This window comes from Streptomyces sp. TN58, from assembly GCF_001941845.1.
Taxonomy (GTDB): domain Bacteria; phylum Actinomycetota; class Actinomycetes; order Streptomycetales; family Streptomycetaceae; genus Streptomyces.
The window spans coordinates 4,007,658-4,023,456 of record NZ_CP018870.1; the positions used below are offsets into that span (position 1 = coordinate 4,007,658).

Sequence of the window (15,799 nt, forward strand, 5' to 3'; positions counted from 1 at the left end):
ATGTTTCACGTGAAACCGATCGACTCGCGCCTGCTCCGGTACGCCCGTTCCACCCGTCTCTTCCTGGGGGCGGTGGTGGCTCTGGGACTGGCCGGGGCGGGTCTGGTCGTCGGTCAGGCGATGCTCATCGCCGAGATCGTGGTCGGTGCCTTCGAGGAGGGCCTCGACAGCGCCGCACTGCGTACACCGCTGCTCCTGCTCGCCGCGGTGGCGCTCGGCAGGGCGCTGATCGCATGGCTGACGGAGCTGGCCGCACACCGCGCGAGCGCGGCGGTCAAGTCGGAGCTGCGCCGGCGGCTGCTGGACCGGGCGGCGGAGATCGGGCCCGGGCGCCGCAGTGGTAGGCGGACCGGGTCGCTAATCTCCCTGGCCACCCGGGGCGTGGACGCGCTCGACGACTACTTCTCCCGCTACCTGCCCCAGTTGGGGCTCGCGGTCGTGGTGCCGGTGGCGGTGCTCGCCCGTATCGTCACCGAGGACTGGGTGTCGGCGGCCATCATCGTGGTCACCCTCCCCCTGATCCCGGTGTTCATGGTCCTCATCGGCATGGCCACCCAGTCCCGGATGGACCGCCAGTGGCGGCTCCTCTCGCGGCTGTCGGGACATTTCCTGGACGTGGTGGCCGGCCTCCCCACGCTGAAGGTGTTCGGCCGGGCGAAGGCGCAGGCCGAATCGATCCGCAAGATCACCGATGACTACCGGCGGGCGACGATGCGGACGCTGCGCATCGCGTTCCTGTCGTCCTTCGCCCTGGAACTGCTGGCGACCCTGTCGGTCGCGCTGGTGGCGGTGACCATCGGCATGCGGTTGGTCCACGGCGAACTGGACCTCTACACCGGTCTGGTCATCCTCATCCTGGCGCCCGAGGCCTACCTGCCGTTGCGGCAGGTGGGAGCGCAGTACCACGCGGCCGCGGAAGGGCTGGCGGCCGCCGAGGAGATCTTCGAGGTCCTGGAGACCCCCACCGACGGCCCGGCGGGTACGGCGTCCCTGCCGGGCGGCGTCCCCCTGCGCATCGAGATCGACGGGGTCGCCGTCCGCTACGAGGGGCGCGACGAGGACTCGCCCCGTTGCGTCTCGCTGACCGTCGGACCGGGGGAGTGCGTGGCCCTCACCGGTCCCAGCGGGGCCGGCAAGTCCACCCTGCTCCAGGTGCTGCTGGGATTCGTGCGGCCGACCGCCGGGCGGGTACGCATCGCGGGCACGGACCTGGCCGAACTGTCCCCCGAGCACTGGCGGCAGCAGATCGCCTGGGTGCCGCAGCGGCCGCACCTCTTCGCCGGGACGGTCGCCGCGAACGTACGGCTGGCCCGCCCGGACGCCGGTGACAGCGAGGTGGCCGCCGCCCTGGAGGACGCCGGCGCCTGGGAGTTCGTGTCCGCGCTGCCGCACGGGGCCGAGACCCTGCTGGGCGAAGGCGGTGCGGGCCTGTCCGCCGGGCAGCGGCAGCGCCTCGCGCTGGCCCGGGCCTTCCTGGCGGACCGGCCTGTGCTGCTGCTGGACGAGCCGACGGCGGCGCTGGACGGCGAGACGGAGGCGGGCATCGTGGACGCCGTCCGGCGGCTCTCCGCCGGGCGGACGGTGCTCCTGGTCGTACACCGGCCGGCCCTGCTCGCCGTCGCGGACCGGGTGGTCCACATGACCGCCGGTCCCGGTGCCGGTGGTCCCGGGACCGGCGGTACCCGCCCCGGTTCGGCCCCGCTCACCGGACCGCTCCCCCACAGCACGGTGTCCGGGACGGGTGCGGGGGACCCTTCTCCCGGAGGTGTCGACCCGGACGCCGGCGAGTGGATCCTCGGTGCCGTCCCGGAGCGGGTGAGGCCCGGCGGAACGTCCGGCCCGGACACCGCCGACCCGCTGCGCAGGGTGCGGGCGGTCGCCAGGGCATGGCAGGGACGGTTCAGACTGGGGCTGTTGCTCGGGTCGCTGGCCGTCGGCTGCAGTGTCGGCCTGATGGCCGTGTCGGGCTGGCTGATCTCCAGGGCCTCCGAACAGCCCCCCGTCCTCTATCTGATGGTGGCCGTCACCGCGACCCGGGCCTTCGGGCTGGGCCGCGCCGTCCTCCGATACGCGGAGCGGCTCGTCTCACACGACGCCGTCCTGCGGATGCTCGCCGACCTGCGGGTGTCGGTGTACCGCCGGCTGGAGCGCATCGCCCCCGCCGGGCTGCGCGAGCACCGCCGCGGGGACCTGCTGGCCCGGCTGGTCGCCGACGCCGACGCCCTGCAGGACTACTGGCTGCGCTGGCTGCTGCCCGTCGGTACCGCGGTGCTCGTCGGAACGGGTTCCGTGGCCTTCACCGCCTGGCTGCTGCCCGAGGCAGGAGCGGTGCTCGCCGTCGGGCTCCTCGCCGCGGGGGCCGGAGTGCCGCTGGTCAGCGGTGCCTGCGCGCGTCGTGCCGAGCGCCGGCTGGCGCCCGCCCGGGGCGAGCTCGCCACCCGGGTGGCCGACCTGCTCACCGGCACCGCGGAGCTGACCGTCGCCGGGGCGCTGGGGGACCGCAAGGGACTGGCCCGGGAGAGCGACGGAGCCCTGACGCGCATCGCCGCCCGCGGCGCCGCCGCGGGCGGGCTGGGTGGCGGGCTGTCCGCCCTCGTCTGCGGACTGACGGTCGTGGCCGCGGCTGCCGCCGCCGCGAACGCGGTCCAGGACGGGCGGCTGTCCGGGGTCGCCATGGCCGTCGCGGTCCTGACGCCCCTCGCCGCCTTCGAAGCGGTCAGCGGACTCCCCCTCGCCGTGCAGTACCGCCAGCGGGTGCGCCGTAGCGCCGAACGGGTCTACGAGGTCATCGACGCCCCCGTCCCCGTCGCCGAGCCGGAGCAGCCCGCGCCGGCCCCCGCCTCCCCCTTCCCGCTCACGCTGGCCGGGCTGACCGCCCGCCACCCGGGGCAGGAACGGGACGCGCTGCGCGGGCTGGACCTCGTCCTGGAGTCCGGCCGGCGCATTGCCGTCGTCGGCCCCTCCGGCTCGGGCAAGACCACGCTGGCCCAGGTCATGCTCCGGTTCCTGGATCCCGCCGAGGGCTCCTACGCTCTCGGCGGCGCCGACGCGCGCACCCTCGACGGCGACGACGTACGGGCACTCGTGGGCCTGTGCGCCCAGGACGCGCACCTCTTCGACAGCTCGGTCCGGGAGAACCTGCGGCTGGCCCGCACCGGGGCGAGCGAGGAACAGCTGCGGGACGCCCTGGCCGCGGCCAGACTGCTGGAGTGGGCGGACAGCCTGCCGGACGGGCTGGACACGCTGGTCGGAGAGCACGGCGAGCGGATCTCGGGCGGCCAGCGCCAGCGCCTGGCCCTGGCCCGGGCGCTGCTGGCGGACTTCCCCGTACTGGTCCTGGACGAGCCGGCCGAGCACCTGGACCTCGCCACGGCCGACGCCCTGACCGCGGACCTGCTGGCCGCGACGGAGGGCCGGACCACCGTACTGATCACGCACCGGCTGGCCGGCCTGGAGGCGGTGGACGAAGTGCTGGTGCTGGACCGTGGGCAGGTCGTGCAGCGCGGCGGGTACGCCGAGCTGGCCGCCGTCGAGGGGCCGCTGCGCCGGATGCTGGACCGCGAGCGGGAAACGGAAGGGAGTTTGGCCAAGTTTCCCCACTGATGGGAGGCTCAAGGACATGTCAGCGCAGCCGTCGCAGGAACCACCGGATCCCCTGCCGGATCCGTCGCAGGCGCCACCGGGCCCGTCGGCGGCGGCCACCGAGGCCACGAGGAGCCTGCACGGCCTGTCCACCGAGCTCACGGCCCGGGTGCCACAGCTGCTGGAGGCCATGCGGTCGGTCGGTACCGGCCTGGAGCTCCATTCCACGCTCGACCGCATCTGCGAGACCGCGGCCGAGCTGGCGGACGCCCGCTACGCGGCGATCGGAGTCGTCGACACGGAGGGCCGGGGGCTTTCGGACTTCGTCACCCACGGGATCAGTCCCGAGCTGGCCCGGCAGATCGGTCACCGCCCGGACGGAAAGCGGGGCCTGCTCGGCGCGTTGATCTCGCACTCCGACACCGTGCGGCTCGCCGATCTGACGAAGGACCCGCGCTCGGCGGGCTTCCCGGCGCACCACCCGCCCATGAAGACCTTCCTCGGTGTCCCGATCCGGGTGCAGGGGGAGATCTTCGGCAATCTGTACCTGGCCGAGAAGAACGGCGGCGTCGAGTTCAACGACTACGACCTCCACATGGTCCGGGTGCTGGCCACCGAGGCCGGCATCGCCATCGGCAACGCCCGCCTGTACGAGGCCGCCACCCAGCGCGAGCGCTGGATCGACGGCTCGGTCGCGGTCACCACCGCTCTGCTCTCCGGCGGCGACGCCGACGACGCTCTCGCGGTGGTGGCCGAGCAGGCCCGCCGACTGGCCGACTCGGCTGCCGGGATCGTCCTGCTGCCGGCGGAGGAAGGCGGGATGGAGATCGTCGCGGTGTCGGCGGACAACCCCGCCACATCGCTCGGTGTGGTGATCCCCGCCGAGAGCCCGGTGGTGGACCACCTGCTGCGGGGGAATCCGGTGTTCACCGACAACGCCTCGTCGGACCCCCGCATGATCAGCCGGCTCACCAGCCAGTACGGCCCCTGCATGATGCTTCCCCTGCACAGCGGAGGGCGGGTGCTGGGTGCATTGGTCACTCCCCGCGCCCGCGGCCAGCGGCCTTTCACCGAGGCGGAGCGGACCCTGGCCACTCAGTTCGCCTCACAGGCCGCTCTCGCGCTGATGATGGCCGAGGCACAGCGCGACCGAGAGCGGCTGGCGGTCTTCGAGGACCGTGACCGGATCGCCCGTGACCTGCACGACCTCGTCATCCAGCGGCTGTTCGCCACCGGATTGATGCTGGAGGGTGCGCAGCGCCGGTCGATCGTCCCCGAGGTGCGCGACGGTGTGGGCAAGGCCGTGGACGAACTGGACGTGACGATCCAGGAGATCCGCACGGCGATCTACGCCCTTCAGCAGGGGCCCGCGGAAGCCCCGTCCGGGCTGCGCACCCGCCTCCTGCGGGAGATCAACATGGCGGCCGTCCCGCTGGGCTTCAAGCCCTCCCACCGATTCCTCGGAGCGATCGACACGCTCGTCGGCGAGCTGGTGGGCAAGAACCTGATCGCCGCGCTGCGCGAGGCGCTGTCCAACGCCTTCCGGCACGCCGAGGCGTCCCGGATCGAGGTGGTCCTGGACTGCACCGTCACCCTGCCGGACGGCAGGGCCGGAGTCCGGCTTGAGGTGGCCGACGACGGGGTGGGCATTCCCGAGCACGGTCGGCGCAGCGGCCTGCGCAACCTGCGGCGGCGGGCGGAGTCGCTGGGCGGCACGAGCTCCTACGGTCCCGGCATCGGAGACGGCGGCCGCGGGACCACCCTGGTGTGGGAGGCCCCTCTCCAGTAGGGCACCGCTGCCTACGCCTGGTGCCGCGTGAGGCGTTCGGCCAGAATGCGCTCGATCACGACGGCGACCCCGTCCTCGTTGTTGGCGACCGTGCGGCCGGACGCGGCCGTGATCACGTCGGGGTGGGCGTTGCCCATCGCGTAGGAGGTGCCGGCCCAGCTGAGCATCTCCACGTCGTTCGGCATGTCCCCGAACGCGACGACCTCCTCGGGGGAGATGCCCCGTTCGGCACAGCACAGGGCCAGGGTGCTCGCCTTGGACACGCCGTGCCCGCTGACTTCCAGCAGGGAGGTGGGGCTGGACCGGGTGATCGACGCATACGCGCCCGCGGCGGAGCGGGCCAGTACGAGGAACTCGTCCGGGGTGATGTCGGCGTGGTGCGCCAGCAGCTTGAGTACGGGCGGGGCGCTTGCGTCCGCGTACTCGTGGAGCAGTTCCTCGGCGGTCGCGAGCTTCGCGCCCGGATCCTTGAAGAAGGGCGGGTAGTCCGGCTCGTAGTTGATGCCGGTGGTCAGCTCGACCGCGAAGGACGTGCCGGGCGCCTCGGCGCGCAGGGCTTCGACGACGGAGAGTGCGGCCTGTCTGGGGAGAGCCCTGACCTGGACGAACTCCCGCCCGGCGTGCAGGTCGACGACCGCCGCGCCATTGGCGCAGATGGCGAGGCCGTGACCGTGGACGTGGTCGGCGACCACATCCATCCATCGCGCAGGCCGGCCGGTGACGAAGAAGACCTCGATACCCGCCTCCTCGGCAGCGGCCAGTGCGGCCACGGTGCGCGGTGAGACGGACTTGTCGTCATGCAGCAGGGTGCCGTCAAGGTCGGTGGCGATAAGCCGGGGCATGCGCGTTGGCCCGTCCGGGCGCTGGGGAGCCGAGGTCACGGCTCCATCTTCACCCATGTGAGCGCCGGACCGGACCATGATCAAGCCAGGCGGGCGCCGTTGGCGGTGTTTCACGTGGAACGCGATGTTTCACGTGAAACATCGGCCCGCCGTACGCTCGACGCATGAGTCTGCGACTGAGCACGGTGATCCTTCCGGTACGTCGATGGCACGAAGGAGGTCGGGACCAGTGGCTGCGGGCTGAGCAGCTCGGGTTCCACACGGCCTACACCTATGACCACCTGTCGTGGCGGAGCTTCCGAGACGGCCCGTGGTTCGGTGCGGTGCCCACTCTGACCGCGGCGGCCGCCGCCACCGAGCGGCTGCGTCTGGGCACGCTCGTCACCTCGCCGAACTTCCGTCACCCGGTGACCCTTGCCAAGGACCTCATGACCTTGGACGACGTCTCGGGCGGCCGTGTCACTCTCGGCATCGGCGCCGGCGGCAACGGGTTCGACGCGACGGCGCTGGGGCAGGAGGCCTGGTCCCCGCGTGAGCGCGCCGACCGCTTCGCCGAGTTCGTGCCGCTGCTGGACCGGCTGCTGAGCGAAGGCTCCGTGAGCCACGAGGGCACCTTCTACTCGGCCGAGGAGGCCCGCAACATCCCTGGTTGTGTGCAGGGGCCGCGGCTGCCGTTCGCGATCGCCGCGACCGGCCCGCGCGGTCTGCGGCTCGCTGCCCGGCACGGGCAGGCCTGGGTGACCACGGGTGATCCGAAGCTCTTTGAGGACGGCACCCCCGAGCAGTCGCTGGAGGCCCTGCGCGGGCAGCTCGAACGGCTCGACAAGGCCTTCGTGGAGATCGGCCGGGCCCCCGGGCCCATGGAGAAGATCCTGCTGACCGGCTTCACGCCCGAGGCCAACACCGTGCTGGAGTCGCTGGATGCGTTCGTCGACTTCGCGGGCCGGCACCGCGAGCTCGGATTCACGGAGCTGGTCATCCACGCCCCGATCCCGGACTCCGACTTCGCCGCCGACGAGGCGGTCTTCGAGAAGATCGCCACCGAGGCCCTGGCACAGCTCGACAGCTGATCCGTCACTCGTCGCAGCTCCGTAGGAAGCGGGCGGGACGCGCTCGCGTAGGCCCCGCCGCCCCGCCCACAGGGCACGGTGCGCCGGCGGGGCTACTGGAAGCGGAGGAACTGCGGGGGCACGGCGTCCACCAGCCAGACCCCGTTGGCGCTGATCCGGAAGACGTGCCCGGCCGTACGCATCGCCCCGGCGTCCACGCCGAGCACGACGGGCCTGCCGCGGCGGGCGCCCACCCGGGTCGCGGTCTCCCGGTCGGGGGACAGGTGCACGTGGTGCCGGGCCATCGGCCGCAGGCCCTCGGCGCGGATGGAGTCGAGGGTGGCGGCCACGGTGCCGTGGTAGAGGTACGCGGGCGGTTCGGCCTCCGGCAGGTCCAGGTCCACGGCCACCGTGTGTCCCTGGCTGGCGCGGATGCGGGTGCCGTCGACGGCGAACCGCTGCTTGTCGTTGGCGGCCACGACGTGGTCGAGCTCGGCGCGGCTGATGTGGAAGCCGTGCGCGGCGGCGGCGCGCAGCAGGTCGTCGATCTCCACCCAGCCGTGAGGATCGAGCGTCAGTCCGATCCGTTCCGGCTGGTGTCGCAGATGTTTTGAGACGTATTTGGACACCTTCACGGTGCGTCTTTCATCCATGAGCCCCAGCGTGCCCGCTCGGCACGCCCTCCGGCAGGGATTTTCGGCGGCGGCGCGGCGCTGGACACCCCCTATCGTCATTCCAAGATGCGGAATATATTTTCCATTATCACTTCTGCCTTGGGGGGCCCATGACACCTCAGACCTCTCTCCCACGCCGTGCGGCTGCCGAGCTGATCGGGACCGCCGGCCTGCTCATGGTCGTGATCGGATCCGGGCTCAAGGCCGCGGAGCTCAGTCCCGACACCGGTGTGGCCCTCCTCGCCAACTCGTTCGTGTCGGCGATCGGTCTCGGTCTGATCGTCACTCTCCTCGGCCCGCTGTCCGGTGCCCATCTCAACCCGGTGGTGACCCTCACCTCCTGGTGGGCCGGCCGCACCGGCGGTACAGGGCTCGGCGGCCGTGAGGTGTCCGTCTACGTCACCGCACAGACGGCCGGTGCCATCGGTGGCGCCGTCCTCGCGGAGGCCATGTTCGGCCGGCCTCCGGGCAGCTTCGCCACCCAGGTGCGCGACGGGGGCCATCTGCTCGTCGGCGAGGTGATCGCCACCGCCGGCCTCGTCCTGGTGATCCAGGGGCTGGGGCGTATCGGGCGCGCCGGGCTGATACCGGCGGCGGTGGCGGCGTACCTCGCGGCCGCGATCTGGTTCACCTCCTCCGGGTCCTTCGCCAACCCCGCCGGCACCATCGGGCGCAGCTTCAGCGACTCCTTCACGGGCATCGCGCCCGGTTCGCTGCCGGGCTTCGTCGCCGCCCAACTGGCCGGCGGGGTGCTCGGCCTGGTCTTGGCCGCCCTCCTCTACGGGACCGGGGCGAGGGGCGGCGCGAGCGACCGCTCCGCAGCCGGCGAAGGCTCCGAGGCCGGGGAGCCGAAGCCGGGCGGAACCGCCGTACCGGCTGCGCTCCCCGGGGTCGCCACGGCGGCCGGGGAGGGCCCTTACAGGGACGCGTACCGGACCGTGGGTTGAGACGCCGTCTCGGTTGCCCACAGGGAAAGGGCACTTGTCCACAGCTGTTTGGGCGGGTTTTGGCGGCAAACGAGTGATCCGCCCTGGGGAAACCGGGGACCCGGGGCACCGCATACGTTCAGGGCTGACGTCCGGCCCGGCTCGCCAGGGCGTTCATCGTGCGTGCCTGGAGCTCGCGCTCTGTCGCAGCCCGCACGAACTCCGCCACGTGTTCGGCTCCGACCAGCTCCTGGACCGCCCGTACCGTCCCCGCCGGCAGCGCCACGGGTGAGGAGCCCGCCGGCTGCGGGGTGCCGGCCGTTCCCAGGTGCCGCTGGAGGTGCCGGGTCGCGAAGAGCCGCATCGCCCGCGCCAGCTCCGCGTCCACGGTCTGCTGTGCCAGCGGCCGCAGCCGCCGCACCATCGTCGCCGCCTCCGCGGCGTCCGCGTCCGAGGGCGGCACCTGACCGAGGTAGCGCGCGAAGACGTGCTCGGTGGTGAACTCCAGGAACCGCGAGGCGATGTGCTCCACCTGGCCGCGCAGTTCCCGGAGGTGCCCGGTGATCGCCGTGAGCGGCACCCCGGCCGCGTACAACTCGGCGGCCACCGCGAGCTCCTGCGGGGACGGCACCAGGAACTGGTCCGGTCGCCCTGGAATCCGCTCCAGCACGCCCAGCTCGCAGGCCTCGCCCACCGCGTCGTCGTCCGGCAGGCCGCCGAACCGTTCGTTCAGCTCGTCCCGGCTGATCCGGGCAGCCTCCTCGTCGGTCCACGGCCCGTGCACCTCGGCGACCAGCCCCAGTACGCCGCCCAGGCCGCGCCCCGCGTCCCATGCCTCCAGCAGCTCCTTGATGGAGGCCAGGGTGTAGCCCCGGTCCAGCAGGTCGGCGATCTGGCGCAGCCGCGCCAGATGCGTGTCCCGATAGACGTTGGAGCGGCCCCGCCGCTCCGGCTTGGGCAGCAGACCGCGGTCCTGGTACGCGCGGATCGTGCGCACCGTCGCTCCGCTGTGGTGCGCCAGATCCTCGATCCGGTACTCGGCTACCGCCTGATCGGACAATCCCGGCTCCCTACGACATGGCGGCCCGCCCGGCCGCGCCGACCGCGCCGGCCGCGGCCCGGGCGGCAGGTACGGCCGCGGGGTACTCGACCGCCCTGTACGGCGAGCGCTCCTGCGAGGGATGGTACGACCGCCGGAAGGAGCGGGACATGGCCGTGCCGGGCTCTCTCCCCCCGGGCGGGGCAGGACACCGGTGCCCGCTCACAGCTTCGGCTCGATCCGTGCGATGCGCCGCAGGGCGCGCGGCGCGAAACGGGACATCCACAGGGCGCCCTTGGACTCGGGCGTGACCGGTACGACCGCCTCGTCGCGGACCACGGCGCGCAGGATCGCGTCGGCCACCTTCTCCGGAGGGAAGTTGCGCAGGCCGTAGAGCCGCGAGGAGCGTTCCTGGCGGCGTTTCTCCTCGGCCTCGTCGACTCCGGCGAAGCGCGAGGTGGCGGTGATGTTGGTGTTGACGATGCCCGGGCAGATCGCGGAGACCCCGATGGACTTCGAGGCGAGTTCCGCACGCAGGCACTGCGACAGCATCAGCACCGCGGCCTTGGAGGTGCTGTAGGCGGGCAGGGTGCGGGAGGGCAGATAGGCGGCGGCGGACGCGGTGTTGACGATGTGTCCGCCCTGGCCGCGGTCGGCCATCTGCTTTCCGAAGACGCGGCAGCCGTGGATGACGCCCCACAGGTTGACGTCCAGGACCTTCTTCCAGTCCTCGGCGGTGGTGTCGAGGAAGGCTCCGGACAGGCCGATGCCGGCGTTGTTGACCAGGACGTCGACGATTCCGTACTCGGCGGCGACCTTCGCCGCCAGTTTCTCCATCGCCTGCTCGTCACTGACGTCGACGCATTCCGCCCACGCCTCGGGGGCGCCGACGAGTCGGGCCATGTCGGCCGTGCGGGCCGCGCCCTCGCCGTCGCGGTCCACCGCCACCACCCGTGCTCCCGCCTCGGCGAAGGCGAATGTGGTGGCCCGGCCGATGCCGCTGGCCGCTCCGGTGACCAGGACCAGCTGGCCCCCGAAGCGTTCGGCGTACCGTGCCGGCGCCTTCTGCCGAGGGGCCCGCGCGGCCGGCTCCTCCCGGGCGGCGACGAACTCGGCGATCCAGGAGGCCAGCTGGTCGGGCCTGGTGCGCGGGATCCAGTGCTTGGCCGGCAGGGTCCGCCGCAGCAGGTCCGGAGCCCAGCGCTCAAGATCGTCGTAGAGCCGCTCGGACAGGAACGCGTCCCCGGTCGGAGTGATCAGCTGCACAGGCACGTGCGCGTAGGCGTCGGGGCGCGGCCGGCGCAGCCTCGGCCGCACGTTGTCGCGGTAGAGCCAGGCGCCGTGCGCCGCGTCCGACCGCAGCGAGGCCGTCGGGTAGGAGCCGACCGGCACCTTCTCGACCCGCTGCAGCATCGTGGGCCACCGCTTGCCGAGGGGGCCGCGCCAGGCGAGCTCCGGCAGCACGGGAGTGTGCAGCAGGTAGACGTACCAGGACTTGGCGCCCTGGCCGAGGAGCTGCGCCGCCGCCCGGGGGGTCGGCCGCGACATGCGCCTCTTGATCCAGTGGCCGAAGTGGTCCAGGGAGGGGCCCGACATCGACGTGAAGGAGGCGATCCGGCCCTCCGTACGGCCGACCGTCGCGAACTCCCAGCCCTGTACAGAACCCCAGTCGTGGCCCACCAGGTGCACCGGCCGGTCCGGACTGACGGCGTCCGCCACCGCCAGGAAGTCGTCCGTCAGCTTCTCCAGGGTGAACCCGCCGCGCAGCGGCTGCGGCGCGGTGGAGCGCCCGTGGCCGCGTACGTCGTAGAGCACCACGTGGAAGCGGGCCGCGAGCCGCTCGGCGACCTCCGTCCAGACCTCCTTGCTGTCCGGGTAGCCGTGCACCAGCAGCACGGTCGGCCGGCCCCGCTCGCCGAGCTCGACCACGCACAACTCGACCCCGCCGGTGCGCACCCAGTGCTCCCGCGCACCGGGGAGCTCCGCCGCTCCCGCTCCGCTCACGCCGCTCATGCTGCCTTCTCCTCCTCGGCCCAGCGCCGCACGTGCGGCAGGTCGTCGTCCAGCCAGAACGCGCTCTCCTCGGGGTCCCGGGAGTCGGTGACCACGAGTATCTCCTCGAACTTCGCGCCGGTGCCCCGGAAGCCCAGGTGCGGCTCCACCGCCCACAGGCCGGGCTGCGGCGGGTGGTCGGAGAAGCTGTAGGGGCTCCACAGCGGGGACCAGCCCTCACGGTGCCCGTGGAGGGCGTCGGAGGCCAGCCCCTTGAGGGACTGCGTGCCGAAACCGAAGGCCGTCGGCGACCAGCGCCGCTCCCTCACCCGGTCGATCTTGTGGGCGATCACGCCGAAGGGATAGGCGCGGTGCCGGTTGGCGTACCCCTGCCGGTTCATCAGGCGCTCGACGTCCTCGTAGATCCCGCGCAGGGAGCGGCGCTCCCGTATCCGCTCCAGGATCAGCGCCCGGTGCGCCCGGAGATCGGACATGAGCCGGTCCTGCACCGGATTGAGGCCGAGGCTGCCCGAATAGCCGATGTCCGCCGAGAAGCCCCTGTAGACGGGCGCCATGTCGAGGATGAACGGCATTCCCGGCTCCAGCCGCCGGCCGGTGGGGAAGAACTGCAGCGGTATGCGGAAGTTCGCGAAGGCGGTCCGGTCCCCGAACCAGGCGAACGGCAGGTGGAACCAGTCCCGGACGCCGCGTGCGCGCAGCCACTCCCGCTGCATCCGCGCGGCCTCGCGCTCGGTCACACCGGGCCGCAGCTGGGCTGCGACCGCCTCGGCGCACTCGTACGCGAGGCGCTGCACCTCTCTGAACCCGCTGAGGTCGGCGCCGGGCCGTCCGGTGATCCGTCCGGTGGAGCGTCCCGGGTGTCGTGCGGTGCGTTGCCTGGTGTCCCCAGCCATGTCAGCCGTCCATCCGTAGAGCCGTACGCGCCCGTAAGTTGACACTGATGAATGTGACAATGACCGGAGATCGCGTCAAGGGCCGTGCAGGGTCCTGTGGACAAAGTTGTCCGGTCCACATCAGCCTCCAGTACGGGTATGTACGCCGTAAGGCGGAGACCGGATCCAGCTCCAGGTCTGACGCCTGGCGAGAACCACACCACTAACGTCGGATCCGTGACTGTCATCGCGACCGAAAGCCTGAGCAAGCGGTACCCCCGAGTGACCGCCCTCGACCGGCTCTCCCTGGACATCGGCCCCGGCGTGACCGGGCTCGTGGGTGCCAACGGAGCCGGCAAGTCCACGCTGATCAAGATTCTGCTGGGACTGTCCCCCGCCACCGAGGGCAGCGCCGCCGTGCTCGGCCTCGACGTCAATACGCATGGCAGCGCCATTCGTGAACGCGTCGGGTACATGCCCGAACACGACTGCCTGCCACCCGACGTCTCGGCCACCGAGTTCGTCGTCCACATGGCGCGCATGTCCGGACTGCCGCCGACCGCGGCCCGCGAGCGCACCGCCGACACCCTGCGCCACGTCGGGCTGTACGAGGAGCGCTACCGCCCCATCGGCGGGTACTCCACGGGCATGAAGCAGCGCGTCAAGCTCGCCCAGGCACTCGTCCACGACCCCCAGCTGGTCCTCCTGGACGAGCCGACCAACGGTCTGGACCCGGTCGGGCGCGACGAGATGCTCGGCTTGATCCGCCGCGTCTACACCGACTTCGGCATCTCCGTCCTGGTCACCTCCCACCTCCTCGGCGAGCTGGAGCGGACCTGCGACCACGTCGTGGTCGTCGACGGCGGCAAGCTGCTGCGCTCCAGCTCCACCAGCGACTTCACCCAGACCACCGCGACCCTGGCGGTCGAGGTCACCGACTCCGACGCCCACCCGGACGGATCCGCCGCCCTGCGCAAGGCGCTCACCGAGGCCGGACTCACCCTGCACGCGGGCGAGGAGCAGGGCCTGCCCGGAGCCGGCCACATCCTCCTCGTCGAGGCTTCCGGCGAGCACACCTACGACACCATCCGCGACACCGTCGCCGAGCTGGGCATCGGCCTGGTCCGCATGGAGCAGCGCCGCCACCACATCGCGGAGGTCTTCCGCGACAACGACCAGCCCCCGTACACCGCTCAGCAGAAGGGAGCCGGTTCCGATGGCGCCTGAGACGTCGACGCAGATCCACAACATCGGCTACCGGTCCTACGACGGACCGCGGCTCGGCCGTGCCTACGCCCGCAAGTCGCTCTTCTCCCAGTCCCTGCGCGGCGCCTACGGGCTCGGCCGGTCCGCCAAGTCCAAGGTCCTCCCGATGCTGCTCTTCGCGGTGATGTGCGTCCCGGCGCTGATCATCGTCGCGGTGGCCATCGCCGTGCCCGGTTCTACGGACCTGCCGATCAAGTACACGACGTACGCCCTGACCACCCAGGTGGTCATCGGCCTCTACCTCGCCTCCCAGGCGCCGCAGTCCGTCTCGCGTGACCTGCGCTTCAAGACGGTCCCGCTCTACTTCTCGCGGCCCATCGAGCGTGTCGACTACGTCGTCGCCAAGTACGCGGCCATGGCCTCGGCCATGTTCATCCTCACCGCGACCCCGCTGCTGATCATGTGGATCGGCGCGCTCCTGGCGAAGTTCGACTTCGCCGACCAGACCAAGGGATTCGGGCAAGGACTCGTGTCGGTTCTGCTGCTGTCGCTTCTCTTCTCCGGGATCGGCCTGGTGATGGCCGCGCTCACCCCGCGCCGCGGCTTCGGCGTCGCGGCGATCATCGCGGTGCTCCTGATCCCCTACGGGGCGGTCACCGCGGTACAGGGCATCGCCTACAGCACCGGGAACACGGGATCCATCGACTGGCTGGGCCTGTTCTCCCCGATCACCCTGATCGACGGCGTGCAGACCGCGTTCCTCGGCGCCACCTCCGCCTTCCCCGGCGGAGAGGGCCCCTCGGCCGGCATCGGCTTCGTCTACCTGCTCGTCGCCCTCGGCCTGATCGCCGGCTCCTACGCCGCCCTGATGGCCCGCTACCGGAAGGCCGGGCTGTGACCACCATCGACATCGACCACACCTCCCGCTGGTTCGGGAACGTCGTCGCCGTCAACGACGTGACGATGCGCATCGGCCCCGGTGTCACGGGACTGCTGGGCCCCAACGGCGCGGGCAAGTCCACGCTCATCAACATGATGGGCGGCTTCCTCGCCCCCTCCACGGGCACCGTCACCCTCGACGGTGCTCCGATCTGGCGCAACGAGCAGATCTACAAGCAGGTGGGCGTCGTGCCCGAGCGCGAGGCGATGTACGACTTCCTCACCGGCCGTGAGTTCGTCGTCGCGAACGCCGAGCTCCACGGCCTCGACGACGCGGCCGCGCAGCGCGCACTCGCCACCGTCGAGATGGAGTACGCGCAGGACCGCAAGATCTCCACCTACTCCAAGGGCATGCGCCAGCGCGTCAAGATGGCGTCCGCCCTGGTCCACGACCCGTCCGTGCTGCTCCTGGACGAGCCGTTCAACGGGATGGACCCCCGTCAGCGCATGCAGCTGATGGACCTGCTGCGCCGCATGGGAGACGAAGGACGCACCGTCCTGTTCTCCTCCCACATCCTGGAGGAGGTCGAGCAGCTCGCCTCCCACATCGAGGTGGTCGTGGCCGGACGGCACGCCGCCTCCGGCGACTTCCGCAAGATCCGCCGCCTGATGACGGACCGCCCGCACCGCTACCTCGTCCGCTCCTCCGACGACCGGGCCCTCGCGGCGGCCCTCATCGCCGACCCCTCCACGGCCGGCATCGAGGTCGACCTGAAGGAGGGCGCGCTGCGCATCCAGGCCGTCGACTTCGGCCGCTTCACGGAACTGCTGCCCGTCGTGGCCCGACAGCACGGCATCCGGCTGCTGACGGTCTCGCCCTCGGACGAGTCCCTTGAGTCGGTCTTCTCCTACCTCGTCACGGCCTGAA

Annotated in this window: 12 protein-coding genes; 7 read left to right on the top strand and 5 right to left on the bottom strand. The window is 71.9% G+C overall.

All coding sequences use genetic code 11. The features are described from left to right. The first annotated feature begins 9 nt into the window (after positions 1-9). Entirely contained in the window at positions 10-3,603 is a 3,594-nt protein-coding gene (gene cydD / locus BSL84_RS18160) for a thiol reductant ABC exporter subunit CydD (RefSeq protein WP_075970740.1), read from the top strand. Between the two features lie 16 nt (positions 3,604-3,619). Then, the gene (locus tag BSL84_RS18165; protein WP_030028740.1) at positions 3,620-5,371 is read left to right on the top strand and encodes a GAF domain-containing protein; all 1,752 of its coding nucleotides are present in this window, start codon (positions 3,620-3,622) and stop codon (positions 5,369-5,371) included. 11 nt (positions 5,372-5,382) lie between these two features. On the opposite strand, the gene BSL84_RS18170 is transcribed toward BSL84_RS18165, so the two are convergent. Next, on the bottom strand, positions 5,383-6,270 hold the full coding sequence (locus BSL84_RS18170; RefSeq protein WP_045320640.1) for an HAD family hydrolase: 888 nt from the start codon (positions 6,268-6,270) through the stop codon (positions 5,383-5,385). Positions 6,271-6,377: 107 nt separating this feature from the next. On the opposite strand from BSL84_RS18170, the gene BSL84_RS18175 reads away from it, so the two are divergent. Then, positions 6,378-7,283, top strand: a complete 906-nt coding sequence (locus BSL84_RS18175; protein WP_030028743.1) for an LLM class flavin-dependent oxidoreductase — start codon at positions 6,378-6,380, stop codon at positions 7,281-7,283. Positions 7,284-7,375: 92 nt separating this feature from the next. Here BSL84_RS18175 and BSL84_RS18180 read toward each other — a convergent pair whose 3' ends face one another. Next, positions 7,376-7,915: an RNA 2'-phosphotransferase gene (locus tag BSL84_RS18180; protein WP_075970741.1), complete on the bottom strand. Its 540-nt coding sequence runs from the start codon at positions 7,913-7,915 to the stop codon at positions 7,376-7,378. A 131-nt stretch (positions 7,916-8,046) separates the two neighbouring features. On the opposite strand from BSL84_RS18180, the gene BSL84_RS18185 reads away from it, so the two are divergent. Then, positions 8,047-8,883, top strand: a complete 837-nt coding sequence (locus BSL84_RS18185) for an aquaporin (RefSeq protein WP_079273237.1) — start codon at positions 8,047-8,049, stop codon at positions 8,881-8,883. Between the two features lie 118 nt (positions 8,884-9,001). Here the strand turns inward: BSL84_RS18185 and BSL84_RS18190 are convergent, their stop codons facing one another. The 3 genes from BSL84_RS18190 to BSL84_RS18200 all read right to left on the bottom strand — a co-directional run bounded on the left by BSL84_RS18190 (position 9,002) and on the right by BSL84_RS18200 (position 12,807). Next, positions 9,002-9,922: a MerR family transcriptional regulator gene (locus tag BSL84_RS18190; RefSeq protein WP_075970742.1), complete on the bottom strand. Its 921-nt coding sequence runs from the start codon at positions 9,920-9,922 to the stop codon at positions 9,002-9,004. 201 nt (positions 9,923-10,123) lie between these two features. After that, complete coding sequence (locus BSL84_RS18195) at positions 10,124-11,914, bottom strand: SDR family oxidoreductase (RefSeq protein ID WP_075970743.1); 1,791 nt, start codon at positions 11,912-11,914, stop codon at positions 10,124-10,126. Continuing rightward, complete coding sequence (locus BSL84_RS18200; protein ID WP_079273238.1) at positions 11,911-12,807, bottom strand: M24 family metallopeptidase; 897 nt, start codon at positions 12,805-12,807, stop codon at positions 11,911-11,913. The genes BSL84_RS18195 and BSL84_RS18200 overlap by 4 nt, the downstream gene beginning before the upstream one ends. 216 nt (positions 12,808-13,023) lie before the next feature. On the opposite strand from BSL84_RS18200, the gene BSL84_RS18205 reads away from it, so the two are divergent. The 3 genes from BSL84_RS18205 to BSL84_RS18215 are packed head-to-tail and all read left to right on the top strand — an operon-like array spanning position 13,024 to position 15,798. Then, on the top strand, positions 13,024-14,013 hold the full coding sequence (locus BSL84_RS18205) for an ABC transporter ATP-binding protein (RefSeq protein ID WP_075970744.1): 990 nt from the start codon (positions 13,024-13,026) through the stop codon (positions 14,011-14,013). Next, complete coding sequence (locus tag BSL84_RS18210) at positions 14,003-14,890, top strand: ABC transporter permease subunit (protein ID WP_075970745.1); 888 nt, start codon at positions 14,003-14,005, stop codon at positions 14,888-14,890. Before BSL84_RS18205 ends, BSL84_RS18210 begins: the two co-directional genes overlap by 11 nt. Continuing rightward, positions 14,887-15,798 carry an ABC transporter ATP-binding protein gene (locus BSL84_RS18215; protein WP_030026437.1) on the top strand — a complete coding sequence of 304 codons (912 nt, stop codon included), beginning with the start codon at positions 14,887-14,889 and terminating at the stop codon, positions 15,796-15,798. The genes BSL84_RS18210 and BSL84_RS18215 overlap by 4 nt, the downstream gene beginning before the upstream one ends. Position 15,799: the final 1 nt, after the last annotated feature.

Excerpts from the sequence above, each read along its gene's own strand:
- BSL84_RS18165 (WP_030028740.1), top strand. The coding sequence starts at position 3,620 with ATGTCAGCGCAGCCGTCGCAGGAACCACCGGATCCCCTGCCGGATCCG.
- BSL84_RS18170 (WP_045320640.1), bottom strand. The coding sequence starts at position 6,270 with ATGGGTGAAGATGGAGCCGTGACCTCGGCTCCCCAGCGCCCGGACGGG.
- BSL84_RS18175 (WP_030028743.1), top strand. The coding sequence starts at position 6,378 with ATGAGTCTGCGACTGAGCACGGTGATCCTTCCGGTACGTCGATGGCAC.
- BSL84_RS18180 (WP_075970741.1), bottom strand. The coding sequence starts at position 7,915 with ATGGATGAAAGACGCACCGTGAAGGTGTCCAAATACGTCTCAAAACAT.
- BSL84_RS18185 (WP_079273237.1), top strand. The coding sequence starts at position 8,047 with ATGACACCTCAGACCTCTCTCCCACGCCGTGCGGCTGCCGAGCTGATC.
- BSL84_RS18195 (WP_075970743.1), bottom strand. The coding sequence starts at position 11,914 with ATGAGCGGCGTGAGCGGAGCGGGAGCGGCGGAGCTCCCCGGTGCGCGG.
- BSL84_RS18200 (WP_079273238.1), bottom strand. The coding sequence starts at position 12,807 with ATGGCTGGGGACACCAGGCAACGCACCGCACGACACCCGGGACGCTCC.
- BSL84_RS18210 (WP_075970745.1), top strand. The coding sequence starts at position 14,003 with ATGGCGCCTGAGACGTCGACGCAGATCCACAACATCGGCTACCGGTCC.